The sequence below is a fragment of the Xanthomonas sp. NCPPB 3583 genome, from assembly GCF_041475715.2.
In the GTDB taxonomy this organism is placed as follows: domain Bacteria; phylum Pseudomonadota; class Gammaproteobacteria; order Xanthomonadales; family Xanthomonadaceae; genus Xanthomonas; species Xanthomonas euvesicatoria.
The window spans coordinates 4,524,990-4,543,129 of the sequence record NZ_CM191263.1 but is presented as its reverse complement, the minus strand read 5'-3'; the positions used below and the strand labels follow the sequence as shown (position 1 = coordinate 4,543,129).

Genomic DNA, 18,140 nt, shown 5'->3' with positions numbered 1-18,140 from the left:
CGTCCTGATGCGCGGCACCCTGGCGCTTGCAGTCAGTGCGCCGCCGGCTCCAGCGTCAGCAGCACCACATCGTTGCTGCGCATCGGTACCGCGATGGCAACCACGCCATCGGCGCCCACACGCACACGCCGGTCCTGTTCGGGCGCATCGCGCGTGGCCTGTTGCAACTGCGTCAACTGACGCGGCGCAAGCGCCTTGGGCATGCCCATGTCGATATACAGCGATAAGGGGTCGTTGCGCCGATAGCCGGTCCTGCGCACCTGCAACTGGTAGGTGCCGGCAGGCACGTGGGTCATGCGCATCTGCAACGGTGCGCTATCGGTGGCGGGCACCTGCTTGGTGTAGAACGGCGTATTGCTCACCGCCTGCACGGGCTGCTGCCAATCCCACACCAGCGCGGCGACACGCGTGCCGTCCACTGCGGCGAGGGAGTGTGCGTCGCTCAGCGGCACATCGCGGCCCTTGAGTGCATTCAAATATTTGTAGGCGAACCAGGCCGGCTTGCGAATGCCTTCGCGGTTCATCAGCCCGAATCCGCCGTGGAAGGGCGTGGGCGGTGGGCCGGGTTCTTCGAACAGATCGGTATAGGTCCAGTAACTCATGCCCTGCACCAGGCCCTGCACCTGCTTGAGCTTGGTCAGGATGTACGGCGCGCTGATGTAACTGTCGTGGACGAAATCGCGCGGCGTATAGCTGCTGCTCCACTCGGTGAAGTACAGCGGCAGGTCCGGAAACGGCGAGGCCTGGATCTGTGCGCGCACGCGCCGCACATCGCCGACGATGGCATCCGGCGACGCAGACAGCTTGGTGTCCTGCTTGCCGTCTTCATCGAGAAACCCGCCATCCACGCCATAGGTATGTGTCGTGACGAAATCGATCGGCAGCTTGTTGTTGGCGACAAAGGCCAGTAACCCGGGTACCCAGGCGGCGCCTGCCGTGGATGGACCGCCGACGCGCAGTTGCGGGTCGATCGCCTTGATGGTGCGCGCCGTGTTCGCATACAGATCGAAGTACGCCTGCTGGTCGGCGTTCTCCCAGAAATCCTTCAGATTGGGCTCGTTCCACACTTCGAAATACCACTGGCGCACTTCCTCGGCACCGTAGCGCGCGCGGATGTGGCGCACATACGCATCGATCAACTGCCTCCACTTGGCAGGATCCGGATGCGAGGTGTTGCCCTTCCAGTAGAACAGCGTCTGCTCGGAGGTCTTCATCGCGCTTGGGGTAAAGCCCAGTTCGACGAAGGGACGGATGCGCTTGGCCAGCAGTGCGTCGTACAACTGGTCCAGCTTGGTCCAGTCGTACACCAGTTTGCCGTCGACCTGTTTGACGGTGCCGAGCACATCATGGAAGACATCGTGGAAGCGGATGTAGCGAAACCCCAACTCCTGCACGGCAGGCAGCAGATGCGCCTGCGTGTCGCTGCGAATCAAGGTGCCGGGAAAATCCGAGCCAACCGACAGGTCGTAGAAACGATCGACCGGCGCACCAGCCGTGGCCAGATCCAGCTGGATCGTGCGCGGCGCTGCGTGCTGCGCCGGTGCAGAAGCCGTCACGCAGCACAGCGCCGCCGCCAACAAGACATGTGAACGCATCGTCGCTCCTGCTGAAGTGCCAGCCGGCAGCCTAACGCATATGCGGCAGACCACTGCCGACATGCGGAGTGATGTCGCGGGGCCAACAACATCGCTAGGCAGCGGCCATGCGAACGCGGCCGCTGCCGCGGCTTGGCATCGGATGTGCCGTGCGTACGCTGCGGCGGCTGTGTGTCGTCTGTCTTACCTGCCGACATCCCGCGACGGGTGTTCGCCGCTTGGGTCAGGCGATGACGGCGGACGCAAAAAGACCGCATTCGAATGTGTAAAGGGTGCTTGACAGCAAGCGCCAGTGGGCGCATCTTGCCTGTCAAGCGTACTTGACAGGCGACTGAGATGCGGTGGCAGCATAGGCACATGGAATGCAGGCATCACCGCGCAACGCGATGCGCTGTGCGCACGGTCGCCGGGCGTGCGCGCAGCGATCGGGCAGCGCGTCATGGCTTCACCGAGGCCGTGCGATGACTAGCTGCAAGCGCAAGGCGCTGCTGGTGTTCTGCGTGGGGCTGGTCTTGCTCGGCATTGGGCTGCTGGGTCTGTGGCACGTGCTGCCGTTGAACAACTACCTAGCCGGGGTCAGTGCCGGTATTGGTGGCTCATGCATGCTGCTGTCGGTGCCGATGTGGCTGGCGCGCGGCAATCCGCGCGATAGCACCCGCCCGGCGTTGGCGCGGCGGTACTACCGCGAATTCGGCATCCCGATGCTGTTGTACGTGCTGGTAATGCTGTTCTGGCGCTATCTGCTCGGGCATGTCGGGCCGCACTGGGCGCGCGTATTGATCGCCCTGCTGCCGGCGGTGCTGGTGGTACTGGTCATTCGTGCGGTGGCGCGTTACGTGCGCGATTCGGACGAGATGCAACGACGGATCGAGCTGGAAGCGATCGCCATTGCCGCCGGCCTGGTCAGCGGTGCGTACATGACGGCCGGATTTCTGCAGGCCGCCGCGCTGATCGATGTTCCGGCGAGCGCGGCGATGCTGTGGGTGTTTCCGTTGCTGTGCGCCATCTACGGCATCACCAAAAGCATCCACGCGCGTCGTTTTGAATGAATAGCCGCGTGCGCGAATTGCGCGAGGCCAATGGGTGGTCGCAAGGAGAACTCGGCGAACGGCTGGGTGTGTCGCGGCAGACGATCAACGCGCTGGAAACAGGCAAGTACGATCCCAGCCTGCCGTTGGCGTTTCGGATCGCACGCCTGTTTGGGGAATCGATCGAGCACGTTTTTCTTTACGAAGACGGGCAGTAACGGTCACGTGTGGCCGCATGCAGCGTCGGGGGACAGGCAATGCCAGGAGACAGGATGACGATGGTCAAGCAATCCACGATGGTGGCGGCAGTGCTGATGGCGATGCTGGCTGCCGGATGCCAGCGCGCCGCAGCGCCGGCCGCAGCAAACGACGTTGCAGCAAAATCCACCGCGACAGCGCCGGGTACGACTGCGCAGCAGTCCGCCTCAAAAATGCCGCCCGGCACTGCCGCGGGCAATCGTTACGGCACGCTGCTGTTCACGCCGTGCACGCTGAGCGCTGGTGGTGCTGCCGGCAACATCGAAGCGCAATGCGCGAGCCTGCGCGTGCTTGAAAATCCGGCCGCGCCGAGCGGGCGCAGCATCGCGTTGAAGATTGCCTGGCTGGAAAGCGAAGCCGGCGCCGGCAGCACGCCGGACCCGGTGTTCTTCATCGCCGGTGGACCGGGGCAATCGGCCACTGAGGTCGCGGCGATCGTGGACATGGGCCTGCATGAAGTGCGCAAGCAGCGCGACATCTTTCTGGTCGATCAGCGCGGCACCGGCGGCTCGCATCCGCTGGAGTGTCGCGACGCGGCGGGCAAGCCGCTGGCGCTGGAGAACAGCAGCCAGGCCTCCGCCGAGCAATTGACTGCGTATGCGGCCCGATGTGCCGACGGTTTGCGCAACGACGCCGACCCGCGCTACTACACCACCAGCGAAGCCATCGGCGATCTGGATGCGGTCCGCGCAGCGCTGGGCGTGCAGACGCTGAATCTGATCGGTGCCTCGTACGGCACGCGCGTGGCGCAGCACTATGCCGCGCGTTATCCGCAGCACACGCGCACCGTGGTGATCGATGGCGTGGCGCCGAACGATCTGGTGATCGGCGGCGAGTTCGCGCGCACCTTCGAAGATGCGATCGCGCTGCAGTCTGCGCAATGCCGCCAGCAGCCTGCATGCGCCAGGCGCTTTCCAGTCGATACCGCCACGCAGTTGCGCCAGGTGGTCGAGCGGCTGCGGCAGGCACCGGTGGCGGTGGACTACCGCGACCCGCGCACCGGTGGCTTACGCCACGAGCAGGTCACTGCCGACACCGTGGCCGGCCTGGCGTTCGGTTTCTCGTATGCGCCGGAAACCGCATCGTTGCTGCCGTTGGTGCTGGACGAAGCTGCCGCAGGCCGTTACGCCTCGTTGATGGCCTTGGCGCAGATGAGCGCATCGGGCATGTCCGATCAGATGAATCGCCTGATGCAATGGTCGGTGTTGTGCAGCGAAGATGCCGGGCGTTATCACCCACCCGCACACCAGGACACCACGTTACTGGGCAACGAGGTCGCCGAGATGTTCTTCGCACCGTGCAAGGTGTGGCCGTCCAAGCCGGCGCCGGCCGCCGCAAGCGCGCCGTTCCGCTCCACCTTGCCGGTGTTGCTGCTCTCCGGCGCGCTCGACCCGGTCACGCCGCCACGCTACGCCGAGCGCGTGCTGCAGGGGCTGCCCAACGGCCGGCATGTGATCGCGCCCGGGCAGGGGCATGGCGTGTTCCGGCTGGGCTGCATGCCCAAGGTGCTGAGCCAGTTCATGCAGACCGCCGATGCCAAGGCGCTGGATACCACCTGCGTTGCCAGCCTCAACACCGTGCCTGCCTTCACCTCGTTCAACGGATGGGAACCATGAGTCGCATCGACCACGCCACGGAGGCGCTCGCATGATTGTCGTCGATACCCTGCATAAGTCGTTCAAGACCAAGACCGGTCTGGTGAAAGCCGTCGACGGGGTCAGCTTCAGCGCTGCCGACGGCCAGATCACCGGGCTGCTCGGCCCCAATGGCGCCGGCAAGACCACCACCTTGCGCATGCTCTACACGTTGATGACGCCCGACCAGGGCAGCGTCACGGTCGATGGCGTGGATGCCGCCCGCGACCCGGTGACGGTGCGCCGCGCACTCGGGGTGTTGCCGGACGCACGCGGCGTCTACAAGCGCCTGACCGCACGCGAGAACATCGCCTACTTCGGCCAGTTGCATGGCCTGTCGCGCAGCCAGATCGCACAGCGCACGCACCTGCTGGCCAGCGCGTTGGACATGGACGATATTCTCGACCGCCAGACCGAAGGCTTCAGCCAGGGCCAGCGCACCAAGACCGCGATTGCGCGCGCATTGGTGCACGATCCACGCAACGTGATCCTGGACGAGCCCACCAACGGACTGGACGTGATGACCACCCGCGCCATGCGCGGCTTCCTGCAACAACTGCGTGCGGAGGGGCGCTGCGTGATTTTTTCCAGCCACATCATGCAAGAGGTCGCCGCACTGTGCGACCGCATCGTCATCATCGCCAAGGGCAAGGTGGTGGCGTCCGGCAGCGCCGACGAACTGCGCGCTGCCACCGGTGAACCCAACCTGGAAGACGCCTTCGTCAAGGCGATCGGCTCGGACGAGGGACTGCACGCATGAGCACCACATCGTTGTTGTCCACGCTGTGGACCGTGCTGCGCAAGGAATTGCGCGACATCTCGCGCGACCGGCGCACCCTGGCATTGGCGTTGCTGTTGTCGCCGCTGCTGTACCCGATCCTGATCCTGGGCATGGGCGCGTTGAGCGAAAGCCGCGTGCGCACGCAGATCGACAAGCCGCTGGAGATCCCCACGCTCGGGCGCAGCAACGCACCGAATCTGGTGCGATTCCTGGCCGCGCAGGGGCTCAATGCCGTGGATGCGCCAGCCGATCTGACCGCGGCCATTCGCAACCAGGATGTGGATGTGGCACTGCGCATCAGCGACAGCTACGCCGAGGATTGGCGCGAAGGCCGGCCGGCGCTGGTGGAGATCATCAAGGACAGCACCCGCCGCGAGGCCGATGTGCCGAGCATGCGCCTGCAGGCCGCGCTCACCGGCTACAGCCAGCAGGTCGGCGCATTGCGGCTGCTGGCGCGCGGTATCGATGCGCAGGTGTCCAGGCCCCTGGAAGTGGCCGCGCAGGACCTGGCCACTGCCGAAGCCAAGCGCGGCCAGATGATGGCGATGCTGCTGCCGGTGTTGCTGGTGATCACCTCGTTTCTGGGCGGCGCCTCGTTGATTCTGGACGCCACCGCCGGCGAGCGCGAACGCCAGTCGCTGGAGCCCTTGCTGGCCACGCCTGCGCCGCGTAGCGCCATTGTCAGCGGCAAGATCGCTGCGGCCTGCGTGATCGGCATGGTGTCGCTGTTGCTCACCTTGCTGGCATTCAAGCTGAGCGCGCAGCTCTCCACATCCAACCTGGGCCGCCAGCTCAACGTCGGCTTCGTGCCGATGCTGCAGATGCTCTTCATCCTGGTACCGATGCTGTTTGTCGGCACTTCGCTGTTGACCTATCTGGCCGCCGCGGCCAAGAGCATGAAGGAAGCGCAGGCGCACATGACCTGGTTGCTGCTGCTGCCGATGCTGCCGGGCTACGCCTTGATGGCCTATCCGCTGAAGACGCAGCTGTGGCATTTTGCGGTGCCGTTTCTGGCGCAGAACCAGATGCTGTTGAAGGTGATCCGCCACGAGACCATCAACCTGCAGACCTGGGCGGTGTATCTGCTGGCCGGTTTCGGGGTGGCGGCATTGCTGTGGTATGCGGCAGTGCGCCGGTATCACCAGGAGCGTCTGGCGATTTCGGGCTGAGGGTATTGGGTGGCGGCTGTTTGCGGCAAGTTCCGGCGGCACCTGCAACGCGCAACACCAGAGTTGCACCACCGCTACAACGCACCACCGCCACAACGCAAAAGCCCGCATCGCTGCGGGCTTTTGCGTTTCCATGTCATCAACGACGCGGGCATCAATCGCCCGGATTGAACGACAGCGTACGCCGCGTGGTCACCGGTGCGGCCACCGGCTCGAAGCGCCAGCGCTTGACCGCGTTGAGGGCTTCGCGGTCGAACACGCGCGGCGGGTTGGCGCGCAGCACGCGCGAGGCGGTGATCGAGCCGTCGGTACCGACCGTGAGTTCCACCAGCACCTCGCCCGAGGTACCCGAGCGCAGTGCTTCGGCGGGGTAGCGCGGGGCCGGGGTGCTGATCGGACGCAGCGACTGCGCGGCCGGTGCGGCTGCAGCGGCGGCTGCCGGCGCCGGACGCGGTGCCGCCGGAGTGGGAGCCGGCGCTTCGGCCTGGCGCCGTGCAGCGGCCTGGCGCTCGGCCTCGGCGGTCTGCTGGCGCGCCGCTTCCTGCTGGGCGGCAATCTGCTGGGCAGCGGCCGCCTCGCGGCTCTGCTGCTCGGCCAGACGCTTCTGCTCGGCCGCCTGCTTGGCCTTGTCCTCGACCTGCTTCTTGGCCAGCTCGGCATCCTGCTCGGAGCGGTTGGCAGCAGTCTTCATGCCCGTTTCCAGGCCGCTTTTCAGGCGCGGCAATGCCGGTGCCTGCGGGTCGACCTTCTCGATCAACGCGATCAAACGCTGCGCTTCGGGAAATTCTTCGCGGCTGATGCCTTGTTCGGCGGCGATCAGGGTATAGGGAAGCAGATCGGTCAGTGCGCTGTTGACGGTGGCATCCTGCGGCTGCTTCTCGCGCAAGGCCAGGTAGTACTCCACCGCGTTGTCGCCGGCCGGGGCGTACATGCGGTTGTCCTGCAGCGCTTTGGTGGCCGATTCGCGCAATTGTTCGGCAGCCATCGACTGCACCTGCGGCGAGACCGCCGTGGCCGGCGTGGGTGCCGTTGCCGCCGGTGTGGCCCCGGTCGCCGGCGTGGTGGTGGCGGCCTTGTCTTCCTGCTTGGAGCAGGCGGCCAGGCCCACCAGCAAAATGACCGGCGCGATCCGGCGTGCCATACGGCCCTGTGTCAGATCCAACATGCGTCCCCCTTACCCCGAGTGCGAAAGATAACGTTGCTGCGGCGAGCGCCGGCCATTGTTCCCGCAATGGACGGCAATGCCGCAATCTAGCATTGCTGGGGCGGTCTAAGCCAAGGGTTGCGCTGCAGATCGCCGAAATTTATCCCGCCGGGGTCGCCATGACCGGCGGGGCCGGCACGCGAGCGGCCGGTTCGGGCAGCGGCGGGGCAGGGCAGTAGCGCTGCAGGAAGTCCGCGTGCGCAGGCAACCGGACCAGCGCCGCCTCCACCCGGGCGCGGATGGTCTCCAGAAAGCGGCCCAGCTCCGCATCGCCCATCAGGTCGGCCACCGGGTGGTGCTGCTGCGGCACCACGCCCTGGCCCAGCATCACCTGCACCCACGAGTTCTCGGCGAACAGCTCGTTGGCCTGATGGAAGACCCGCCCGCTCTGGCGGAACAACTCCACCCGGTGGCGCAGCGAATCGGGGATGTCCATGGCCGCGCAGTCGCGCCAGAACGGCGTGTCGCGGCGATCGGTGGCGTGGTAGTGCAGGATCACAAAATCCCGGATGTGCGTGATCTCCTGGGCCGCCTGACGGTTGTACTCGGCGATGTCGACAGCGTTGATGACCTGCGGAAAGGTCTGCAGCAGGCGGATGATGCCGCGCTGGATCAGATGGATGTTGGTCGATTCCAGCGGCTCCAGGAATCCGCTTGCCAGGCCCAGCGCCACGCAGTTCTTCTCCCACACGCGGTGGCGCTGGTTGGGCGTGAAGCGCAGCGGCCGCGGTTCGGTCAGCGCGCGCCCGGTGAGGTTGCGTTCCAGCACCGCGCGGGCGCCATCCTGGTCCATGTAGCGGCTGGAATACACGATGCCGTTCCCCACCCGGTGCTGCAGCGGAATGCGCCACATCCAGCCGGCCTGGTCGGCGCGCGAACGGGTGTAGGTCACCGGCGGACCCACCGATTCGGTCTGCACCGCCAGCGCGCTGTCGGCGAACAACCAGCGCGACCAATCGTCGCTGCCCACGCCCAGCGTCTTGCCGATCAGCAGGCCGGCAAAGCCGGTGCAATCCAGGAACAGGTCGCCTTCCACCCGCGTGCCGTCCTGCAACGTCAGTGCGGTGAGAAAGCCGCTTTGCGCATCGGTCTCCACCTGGCCGATGCGGCCTTCGATGCGGGTGACGCCGAAGCCTTCGCTGAAGCGGCGCAGGAAGCGCGCGTACAGCCCGGCGTCCAGGTGGTAGGCGTAATTCATGCCGCCATTGGGCAGGTGCGCGAAGCGGCCTTCCTGCGCCGCACGCAGTTCCAGGCAGTAGTCGCCGAAGTCGCGCGCCACTCCACGCTGGCGCCCCTTCAACCAGAAATGCTGGAACCCGGCGCTCCAGTGGTCGGTTCCGGCATGCCCGAAGGAATGGATGTAATGCTGGTCCACATCGCGCCAGTGTTCGAAGGCGATGCCGAGCTTGATGGTGGCCTGGGTGGCGGCCATGAAGGCGGCTTCGTCGATTTCCAGCAAGCGGTGGAAGGTGACCAGGCTGGGGATGGTGGCTTCGCCCACCCCCACCGTGCCGATCTCGTCGGACTCCACCAGGGTGATCTGCAGGTGCCGGCCCAGCAGTTTCGACAGCGCTGCAGCCGCCATCCAGCCGGCCGTGCCGCCACCGGCGATGACGACGCGGCGTACCGGGCGCTGTTGCGGGTCCGAAGGCGTGGTGTCGGGCATGGTCAAATCCTCAGCGATTCAAGCGTTGCAGCAGCCGCGCACGCAGGCTGCGCGCGCTGGCGTCGTCCATCGGGGCCAGCACGCCGCGTGCGGCATCAGGCAGATGCGCGGCGGTGCTGTCGTCGGACTCGAAGACATAGTGGCGGAACACTTCCTGCCAGGTGGCGCGTTGTTCGGCCGGCAGGTCGCGGATGGTCAGCAGCGCCAGCATCAGCGCGTTCATCGGCGAATCCATGTAGGCCGGGCTCTGCCGCCACCAGAAATTCACCAACACGTTGAAGCTCTCCAGTGCCTCGACGTGATGCCACCACATGCTGGGAATGAACAGCGCATCGCCCGGCGCCAGCTCGGCGACCAGGGCGTGGTCCAGCGCCTGCGCATAGCGTGGAAAACGCTGCAGGTCCGGTGCGGCGATATCCACCAGGCTGACCGGCTGCCCGGCCGGGGTGAGATCCAGCGGGCCGATGTAGAGATTGGCCAGCTGATCGGGCGGGAACAGCGTAAAACGGCGGCGCCCGGCAACCACGCAGGCCAGGTTGTCGGGCAGATCCTGATGGGCGGCGATCCGGGTGCGGTTGCCGATCCAGATGCTGGCCAGCGGCTCGCCCTGTGGCAGCGCGATCGGGTTGTGCGCGCGCAAGCCGGGCAGGTAGGTGTCCAGCGTGGTGGAGCCGACGTAGATCGCCGGCGGCTGGGAGGCGTGCAGGTCGCGCAGCAAGGTGTCCAGCACCACGCCCAACGGCACGCGTTCGGGGCGGAAATTGAAGCCGCTCATGTCTGCGTTGTAGAAAAAGCGCCCACCGATCTCCGGTGGCCCAACCTGCGCCACCACCGCCTCGCCGCGGTCGAAACCACGCAGGTAGGCGGCAGCAGACTGCGCAGAACTGGCACCGGCGCGGGCCAGCGGCCAGTCGCGCACCAGCCCGCGCAGCACCAGCGGGCTGGTGGAGCGAAGGATGGCCGGGTCCAGCTGTTGCCGGTCCAGGCCGTGACGCTCTTGGATGGGGCGTGGCTCAGCCGGCATGACGGCGGTTCATGCGTTCGAGCAGATGGCGCAATTGCGCAATCGAGGCCACCGCCATGTACAGCGGTTCCAGATCGCCATGCCGGTGCAGTTCGAGCAGCGCCGCCTCATCGAGTGCGCGCAGGCGTTCTTCGTGCACGACATAGAGCCCGGCCAGGCGGCATTCCAGGCCGTTGTTCAAGGTGGCTTCGAACACGAAGGGTTCGAGCAGGTCGTAACGCAACGCACGTTCGACGAATGCCGTGCTGGCCGCCAGGCCATCGTGCAGCGTGCGCAGCACCTGGCTGATGTGGTCCAGAAATTCGGTGGTGCCGCCGTGTTCGCGAAACAGCAACTGGCCCTCGGTGGTGCTGACGCGTGGGCTGTCCAGGTCCACATGCACCATCGGCCCATCGGGCTGTTCGCCGATCAGGAACGGCTGGCGTTGAATCGCCAGCGGAACATAGGGCGCATCCCAACGCGCGCCATCCAGGAACAGGTTCTCGCCCAGGCGTAATCCCAGCAATGCCAGCGGCTGGAAACTGCGCTCGCCGCTGCGATGGAACACGATGGGGTATTGCGCCTGCAACTGGCGAAATTCCTGCGGAAAGGTCGCAGCCGACATCACGTCATCGCCGTAGGCGGCGCCGTGCGCGGTGATCACCCGCAGATCGCGGTGATCGAGATTGTTCAACAACACGGCATTGGTCATGGGGATTGGCACAGCACGCGGGGGCGCGTGGCCCATGCTTCAACGAATCGCCATTGCACGGCAAGCCCCGGATGCCTTCACGTCCCCGGGCGGTGCAACGGCCGTGTACGTTTCCCGGCAGCCAGGCTGCCGGGAAACGTGTGGGTTGCTGTAGCGATGCAGTCAGTCCTGCATCGCCCAAGCGGCATCACCAGAACTTGTAGCGCAGGCCCAGCATGTAGCGCGGGCCGGTCTGGGTGGCATAGATGATCTCGTTCTTCTGCCGGCCGTGCTGGCGCTGTATTTCGTTGGTGAGGTTGATCGCCTCCAGGCTCAGCGACAGGTTCTCGGTCCACTGGTAGCCAATGCTCAGATCCAGCTGGCCATAGGCTTCGGTGTAGACCGGGTTGGGCAGGCCACTGCCGTCAAAACGCGCGGCCAGGAACTCGTCGCGCCAGTTGTAGGCCGCACGGACTTGCCATTGTCCCTTGTCGTAGAAACCGACCAGGTTGGCCGAATCGCTCAAGCCTTCCAGCGCGAACTGCTCGCCGATCACGTAGTTGTTGTAGGTCAACCCGGAGTCGACCTTGGTGTAGTTGGCCGACACGCCGAAGCCGCTCTGGCCGAACATGTGCTGCACGTTGAATTCCCAACCATCCAGCGAGGCCGAGCGCTGGTTGGCCGGCGCGGTGATGGAGAAGTTGGCGACCGGGTCGCCCGGCTGACCGCTGATCGTACCGGTGGCATTGCCATTGGTGTCGTCGGTTCCGCGGACCACGCCCGGCTGGCCGGCGAAGTTGCGGAAGATGTAGTTGCGGATGCAGGTCAGGTCGGCAGTGGCGCAGCCATTGGCCAGCGCCTGGTTCCAGTAGGCGCCGCCCACCGGCGTGTGCAGGCCGAGCGAGGTGTCGTTGCGGGTGGTGACGCCGACATAGTTGTCGATGTTCTTGCGGAAGAACCCCACCGAGGCGTAGCTCGCTTCGCCGTAATACCACTCCAGCGACAGGTCGATGTTGTGCGACAGCAATGGCTTCAGGCCCGGATTGCCTTCCTGGCCCGAGCCGCCTTCGATGCGGCCGATCTGGTTGAGCGTCTGCCCGCCCTGGATGTCGCCCCAGCCGGGCCGGCCGATGGTTTCGCCGTAGCTGCCGCGCAGCACCAGGTCTTCGCGCAGCTTGAAGCTCAGGTCCAGGCTGGGCAGCCAGTATTCGTACTTGCCGCTGCCACCGGAAAACGCCGAGTCGGCCAGCCGGATCGGCAGCTCGTTGTTGGCGACCCAGTCGATGCCCACGGCCACCGGCACCAGCGCGCGCGCTTCCACTTTGGTTTCTTCGTAACGCACACCGGCCGCCAGGCTGATCGGCACGCGCAGATCGTCCCAGCTATTGCCCCACTGCAGGTAGGCGTTCTTGGATTTTTCGGTAACGCGGCGGTCGGTGGTGAACACCGGCGAGATGCGGTACAGCGACTCGTCGCCAGCGGCTTGCGCAGCGGCCTGGCGCGCGCGCTCGAAATCGAACAGGAACAGCTGGTTGAACTGCGCCGGATTGCCGCTGCCGTCGATCGCATCGAAGTACTGCGCGAACGAGCTGGGAATCCACAGGTCGTCCGGATAATCGGCCGCAGTGCCGTTGCCGCCCCAGGTGTCGCGCTGCACGTTGGAAAACGCCGAGCGGTTCTTGACCTCGGTGCTGCCGATGCCGAACTTCAACTGCGAATAGTTTTCGAAGGTGAAATCGCCGTTGACCTGCGCCTGATCGATTTCCGACTTCATGTAGCTGTTGCGGAACGCCGAGCCGGTGACCAGCGTGCGCGACGGGTCCAGGCCGTTCAGCCCGAAGCCCAGCTGCTGCTGCAGCACCGGGAAATCCTTGCTGAAATCCACCACCGAGGTGCCGCGGTAGAAGCCGGACACGCCCAGCGAGTTGCTCGACCCGTACGGGCTGTCTGCGCCGGCTTCGGCGGTGGAGCGGTGGATGTCGAAGTTGAGCTTGAACTGGTCGTTCACCGCCCAATCCACGTTGAAACCCAGCGACTTGTTCTGGTTGCGCGTGGCCGCATTGGATCCGGCGGTGGCCAGATCGCTGGTGGGCGGATTGACGATTTCCGAATAGGTGATCGGGCCGGCGACCGGTCCCTTGGTCCAGGAGCTGGCGGACGGTCCGTAGTTGAACCACACCGACATCTCGTTGCGCTGCTGCTGGATCTTGTTTTCCGAGTAGGTGTAATCCAGCGTGGTGGTGATGTTGTCCAGCGGCTTGTACTGCAGCACCAGCTGACCGTTGGTGCGCTGGCGTTCGACGCCGACCACGCGGTAGTTGAGGTTCTGCGGCACCGAATAGATATCGTTCGGACCGGGGCGGTTGACGATGTTTTCCGAACCCGGTGCGCCCGGCTGCGGAATGGTGCCGTAGGCGGTGGAATCGCCGCGGAATGCGCGCCAGCCATTGGGGACGCCGACCTGGCTGTAGCCGAAGTCGCGTTCCTGGTAGCTGCCGCTCAGCGACACACCGAAGCGTCCGTCGGCCGAGGTGTTGCTGAAGATGCCGGAGATTTCCGGCGTCAGCGAATCGCCCTGCAAGCGGCCGGGCAGGTTCTCGTTGGACGAGTCGTGCACACCCTTGAGGCCCACGTTGGCATGCATGCCGGGATTATCCAGCGGCCGGGCAGTCTTGATGTTGATGGTCGCGCCGATACCGCCGGTGGGCGTGCTGGCACGGCTGGTCTTGAACACCTCGATACCGGAGATCGACTCGGACGCCAGGTTGGCGAAGTCGAACGCACGCGAGTTGGAGGCATTGGATTCTTCGATGCTGGCGCCCGGCATCTGGCGGCCGTTCAACAGCACCAGGTTGAAGTCCGGGCCGACGCCGCGCACGGTGACGCGCGAGCCTTCGCCCAGCGAGCGGTCGATCGACACACCGCTGATGCGCTGCAACGACTCGGCCAGGTTGGTATCGGGGAATTTGCCGATGTCCTCGGCCACGATGCCGTCGACGATGCCTTGCGCATCGCGTTTGACGTTCATCGACGAGGTAAGGCTGCCGCGAATACCGCTGACCTGGACGGTATCGAGGGTGGCGGGGTCGGCCTGACTGGAACCCGGGACAGTGGATGCCGATTGCGGCGCCGGCGCGGTCTGCGCGGCCAGCGGAGTCGACAAGGCGAACAGCAGGGCAGACGTCAAGCGCCGCGTGCGCGGCAGGGTGCGAGTCTCTCTCACGGTGATTGCTTCCCCAAACAGAAGATAAGGCCGGCCCCACGGGGGCAGGCAAAGGTCGACGGAACAATCGAGCATTTGTTAGTGCAGCCTTAACAAAGTCAATTTGCACTGCAGCATCGGCCGCGACCCTGTCGCGTCACACATCGTTCCACCGAGCCAGGTGTGTCATGCCGCCATAGGCAAACGCTTGGCCTTACCATCGCGCTTGGATGGCAACCTCTCTCAAGATGCGATGGCACTGAGGTAGCGGGCACACGCCTTGGATGCGCACCTGGCAAGCGGATTCGTCAGGTGCGAGTGCGTTGCCGGCCCGACGCCTGCACGCCAGGCAGCCGCCCTTGAGTCAGGCCTGCCGCAACGACCACCTTTGACTGGAGCGCACGATGATCGATCTGTACTACTGGCCCACGCCCAACGGGCACAAAGTCACGCTGTTTCTGGAAGAGGCGGGGCTGCAGTACACCCTCAAGCCGGTCAACATCGGCAAGGGCGAGCAATTCGAACCGGCATTCCTGCAGATTTCGCCCAACAACAAGATGCCGGCCATTGTCGACCATGCACCGGCCGATGGCGGCGGTGCGCAGAGCGTGTTCGAGTCCGGCGCGATCCTGCTGTATCTGGCCGAGAAGACCGGCCGCTTCCTGCCGCGCGATGCCCGCGGCCGGATCGCTGCACTGGAATGGCTGTTCTGGCAGATGGGCGGGCTGGGCCCGATGAGCGGCCAGATGGGTCACTTCAACGTCTACGCACCGGAAAAGATTGCTTACGCGATCGAGCGCTACAACGCCGAGGTGCGTCGCCTGCATGGCGTGCTCGACAAGCGCCTAGCCGACCACGCCTTCCTGGCGGGCAACGACTACGGCATCGCCGACATGGCCAGCTATCCGTGGATCGAAGTGTATGGCGACCTCAAGCCGGACTATTCGGCCTTCCCGCATCTGAAACGCTGGCACGACGCCATCGCCGCCCGCCCCGCCACCCAGCGCGCCTACGCGCTCAAGGAGCAGGTCAATCCCAATGCGGGCCAGCCGCTCAGCGATGAAGAGCGCAAGCACCTGTTCGGCAAGCGTTGAAGCAACGTCTTAGGCGCGGATGCGTAACAGTACACGCGCATCAAACGCGCGCGGCACATCAACGGGGCGGCATGCGCCCCTCTCCCACGGGAGAGGGGTTGGGATGAGGGTACGGCATCGCCGGAGACTGACAGCGACCCCAATTGCGCTCCCTCGCCATACGTAGCGGCGCGTTAGTCCCCATCGTCCACAGACATCTTGCGATGCATGCGCATCCCCGGCCCCATCAATTCCAACGCGCGCACGCCTGAGCGGCCAACGCCAGGATCGCCGCGCTTCTCAAATCCACAACGCCGCCGCATCCTGTGCGCAGTCGTCAGACAGGATCATCGATGCGCGCCCTGTTCGTAGCCCTTGCCCTCATGCTCAGCACCGTTCCCATGGCCCATGCCGAAAAACTCACCCTGGAGGCCATCACCGGCCCATTGCCGCTTGCCGGTCCCACGCTGATGAAGCCCAAGGTGGCACCGGATGGCTCGCGCGTGACCTTCCTGCGCGGCAAGGACAATGATCGCAATCAGCTGGATCTGTGGGAATACGACATCGCCAGCGGCCAGACGCGCCTGCTGGTCGATTCCAAGGTCGTGCTGCCCGGCACCGAGGTCTTGAGCGATGTCGAAAAAGCCCGCCGTGAACGCCAGCGCATCGCCGCGTTCACCGGCATCGTCGATTACCAATGGGCACCGGATGCGCACGCGCTGCTGTTCCCGCTCGGTGGCGAGTTGTATCTGTACGACCTGCGCAAGACCGGCGCGGCCGCGGTACGCAAGCTCACCCACGGCGAAGGCTTCGCCACCGACGCCAAGCTCTCGCCCAAGGGCGGCTTCGTCAGCTTCGTGCGCGAGCGCAACGTGTGGGCCATCGAGTTGGCCAACGGCAACGCGCTGCAGCTCACCCACGATGGTAGCGAGACCATCGGCAATGGCGTGGCCGAATTCGTCGCCGACGAAGAAATGGATCGTCACACCGGCTATTGGTGGGCGCCGGACGACTCGGCGATCGCCTTTGCGCGCATCGACGAATCGCAAGTGCCGGTGCAAAAGCGCCCGGAAGTGTATGCCGACCATACCGAAGTGATCAGCCAGCGCTATCCGCAGGCCGGCCAGCCGAATGTAGCGGTGCAGCTAGGTGTGATCGCGCCGCGCGCCAAGGCCACCCCGCGCTGGATCGACCTGGGCAAGAACCCGGACATCTATCTGGCGCGCGTGGATTGGCGCGATGCACAGCGGCTGACCTTCCAGCGGCAGTCGCGCGACCAGAAAACCCTTGAGCTGATCGAAACCACGCTGGCCAGCGGCGTGCAGCGCACGCTCATCACCGAAACCTCGCCCACCTGGGTGCCGCTCAGCAACGACCTGCGGTTTCTCAAGGACGGCCGCTTTCTCTGGAACTCCGAACGCAGCGGCTACGAGCATTTGTATCTTGCATCCGAAGACGGCCGCACGTTGACGCCACTGACTTCCGGCAACTGGGTGGTCGATGCCCTGCTCGCCGTCGACGAGCAGGCCGGCAACGTGTATTTCGCCGCCAGCAAGGACGGGCCCACACAAACGCATATTTACGCCGTGCCACTGGCCGGTGGCGCGATCGAAAAGCGCTCCAACACCAACGGCACGCATGCGGCCAGTTTCGCAAGCAACGCCAGCGTGTACGTCGATACCTGGTCCAACACCACCACGCCGCCGCAGATCGAGTTGTTCCGCGCCAGTGGCGAAAAGATCGCCACGCTGCTGAAGAACGACCTGAGCGATCCGCAGCATCCGTACGCCACCTACCGCGATGCGCAGCGCCCGATCGCATTCGGCACGCTCACCGCTGCCGATGGCAAGACACCGCTGCATTACCGGCTGACCAAGCCCGACAAGTTCGACCCGGCCAAGCGCTACCCGGTCATCGTTTACGTGTACGGCGGCCCGGCGGCGCAGACCGTGCTCGATGCCTGGCCCAGCCGCGGCGATGCCTTGTTCGACCAATACCTGGCCCAGCGCGGGTACGTGGTGTTTTCGCTGGACAACCGTGGCACGCCGCGGCGCGGGCGCGCGTTCGGTGGCGCGCTGTACGGCAGGCAGGGCACGGTGGAAGTGGACGACCAGTTCCAAGGCGTGGCCTGGCTCAAGCAACAGCCCTGGGTGGATACCAAGCGCATCGGCGTGCAGGGCTGGTCCAACGGCGGCTACATGACCTTGATGCTGCTGGCCAAGCACAGCGACGCCTATGCCTGCGGCGTGGCCGGCGCACCGGTCACCGATTGGGGCCTGTACGACACCCATTACACCGAGCGCTATATGGATCTGCCGGCTCGCAACGCCGCAGGCTACCGCGAGGCACGCATCGCCACGCATCTGGATGGCCTGCGCGCCAAGCTGCTGCTGATCCACGGCATGGCCGACGACAATGTGCTGTTCACCAATTCCACCGCGCTGATGAGCGCGCTGCAGCAACGCGGCACCCCATTCGAATTGATGACGTATCCCGGTGCGAAGCATGGGTTGTCGGGTGCCACGGCGCTGCATCGTTACAAGACTGCCGAAGCGTTCTTGCAGCGCTGCCTGATGCCGGTGCACGACTGAGCGTGCCCAGCAGGCGCAAGCAACAGTAGCCAGCTGGGTGAGGGCGGCGCACAGCAACCGAAGCGTACCTGTAGCGCGCCGCTTCTGAGCATCTCCTGCGCCCGCCGGCGGCTGTGCAGTCGTTGTCCACTGCTGTGCATCGCTCACAATGGGCGGTACCGATCATCCGCGTTTTCAGCGTTTGCACAAGGAGTGCCGTGTCCCGGCCACCACCGCTTCCTCAAGCAGCACCGCAACGCTCGCGT

At 65.3% G+C, this 18,140-nt stretch carries 13 protein-coding genes; 7 read left to right on the top strand and 6 right to left on the bottom strand.

The annotated features are described in order from the left end of the window. Positions 1-32: 32 nt before the first annotated feature. On the bottom strand, positions 33-1,595 hold the full coding sequence (locus ACCQ07_RS19555; RefSeq protein WP_372363560.1) for a GH39 family glycosyl hydrolase: 1,563 nt from the start codon (positions 1,593-1,595) through the stop codon (positions 33-35). Positions 1,596-2,056: 461 nt separating this feature from the next. Between ACCQ07_RS19555 and ACCQ07_RS19550 the strand changes: the two genes are divergently transcribed. The 5 genes from ACCQ07_RS19550 to ACCQ07_RS19530 are packed head-to-tail and all read left to right on the top strand — an operon-like array spanning position 2,057 to position 6,465. Beyond that, positions 2,057-2,644 (top strand): hypothetical protein, encoded by a 588-nt coding sequence (locus tag ACCQ07_RS19550; RefSeq protein ID WP_008575149.1) that lies wholly within the window; start codon positions 2,057-2,059, stop codon positions 2,642-2,644. After that, positions 2,641-2,841 carry a helix-turn-helix transcriptional regulator gene (locus ACCQ07_RS19545; protein ID WP_008575151.1) on the top strand — a complete coding sequence of 67 codons (201 nt, stop codon included), beginning with the start codon at positions 2,641-2,643 and terminating at the stop codon, positions 2,839-2,841. Before ACCQ07_RS19550 ends, ACCQ07_RS19545 begins: the two co-directional genes overlap by 4 nt. 54 nt (positions 2,842-2,895) lie before the next feature. Next, positions 2,896-4,497, top strand: coding sequence for an alpha/beta hydrolase (locus tag ACCQ07_RS19540; RefSeq protein ID WP_046932077.1), 1,602 nt, complete (start codon positions 2,896-2,898; stop codon positions 4,495-4,497). Between the two features lie 31 nt (positions 4,498-4,528). Continuing rightward, positions 4,529-5,275, top strand: a complete 747-nt coding sequence (locus ACCQ07_RS19535; RefSeq protein ID WP_218533311.1) for an ABC transporter ATP-binding protein — start codon at positions 4,529-4,531, stop codon at positions 5,273-5,275. Further along, positions 5,272-6,465, top strand: a complete 1,194-nt coding sequence (locus ACCQ07_RS19530) for an ABC transporter permease (RefSeq protein ID WP_008571232.1) — start codon at positions 5,272-5,274, stop codon at positions 6,463-6,465. Before ACCQ07_RS19535 ends, ACCQ07_RS19530 begins: the two co-directional genes overlap by 4 nt. A gap of 154 nt (positions 6,466-6,619) precedes the next feature. Here ACCQ07_RS19530 and ACCQ07_RS19525 read toward each other — a convergent pair whose 3' ends face one another. The 5 genes from ACCQ07_RS19525 to ACCQ07_RS19505 all read right to left on the bottom strand — a co-directional run bounded on the left by ACCQ07_RS19525 (position 6,620) and on the right by ACCQ07_RS19505 (position 14,252). Continuing rightward, positions 6,620-7,630 carry an energy transducer TonB gene (locus tag ACCQ07_RS19525; protein ID WP_046932079.1) on the bottom strand — a complete coding sequence of 337 codons (1,011 nt, stop codon included), beginning with the start codon at positions 7,628-7,630 and terminating at the stop codon, positions 6,620-6,622. A gap of 139 nt (positions 7,631-7,769) precedes the next feature. Beyond that, positions 7,770-9,335: a tryptophan halogenase family protein gene (locus ACCQ07_RS19520; protein WP_218499331.1), complete on the bottom strand. Its 1,566-nt coding sequence runs from the start codon at positions 9,333-9,335 to the stop codon at positions 7,770-7,772. A 10-nt stretch (positions 9,336-9,345) separates the two neighbouring features. After that, positions 9,346-10,359: a cupin-like domain-containing protein gene (locus ACCQ07_RS19515; protein WP_136732944.1), complete on the bottom strand. Its 1,014-nt coding sequence runs from the start codon at positions 10,357-10,359 to the stop codon at positions 9,346-9,348. Further along, positions 10,349-11,050: a SapC family protein gene (locus ACCQ07_RS19510; protein ID WP_008576490.1), complete on the bottom strand. Its 702-nt coding sequence runs from the start codon at positions 11,048-11,050 to the stop codon at positions 10,349-10,351. The genes ACCQ07_RS19515 and ACCQ07_RS19510 overlap by 11 nt, the downstream gene beginning before the upstream one ends. A gap of 187 nt (positions 11,051-11,237) precedes the next feature. Continuing rightward, on the bottom strand, positions 11,238-14,252 hold the full coding sequence (locus tag ACCQ07_RS19505) for a TonB-dependent receptor (protein WP_011348939.1): 3,015 nt from the start codon (positions 14,250-14,252) through the stop codon (positions 11,238-11,240). 383 nt (positions 14,253-14,635) lie between these two features. Here ACCQ07_RS19505 and ACCQ07_RS19500 point away from each other — a divergent pair, with 383 nt between their 5' ends. Continuing rightward, on the top strand, positions 14,636-15,325 hold the full coding sequence (locus tag ACCQ07_RS19500) for a glutathione binding-like protein (RefSeq protein ID WP_008576488.1): 690 nt from the start codon (positions 14,636-14,638) through the stop codon (positions 15,323-15,325). Between the two features lie 332 nt (positions 15,326-15,657). Continuing rightward, entirely contained in the window at positions 15,658-17,895 is a 2,238-nt protein-coding gene (locus ACCQ07_RS19495) for a S9 family peptidase (protein ID WP_372363559.1), read from the top strand. Positions 17,896-18,140: the final 245 nt, after the last annotated feature.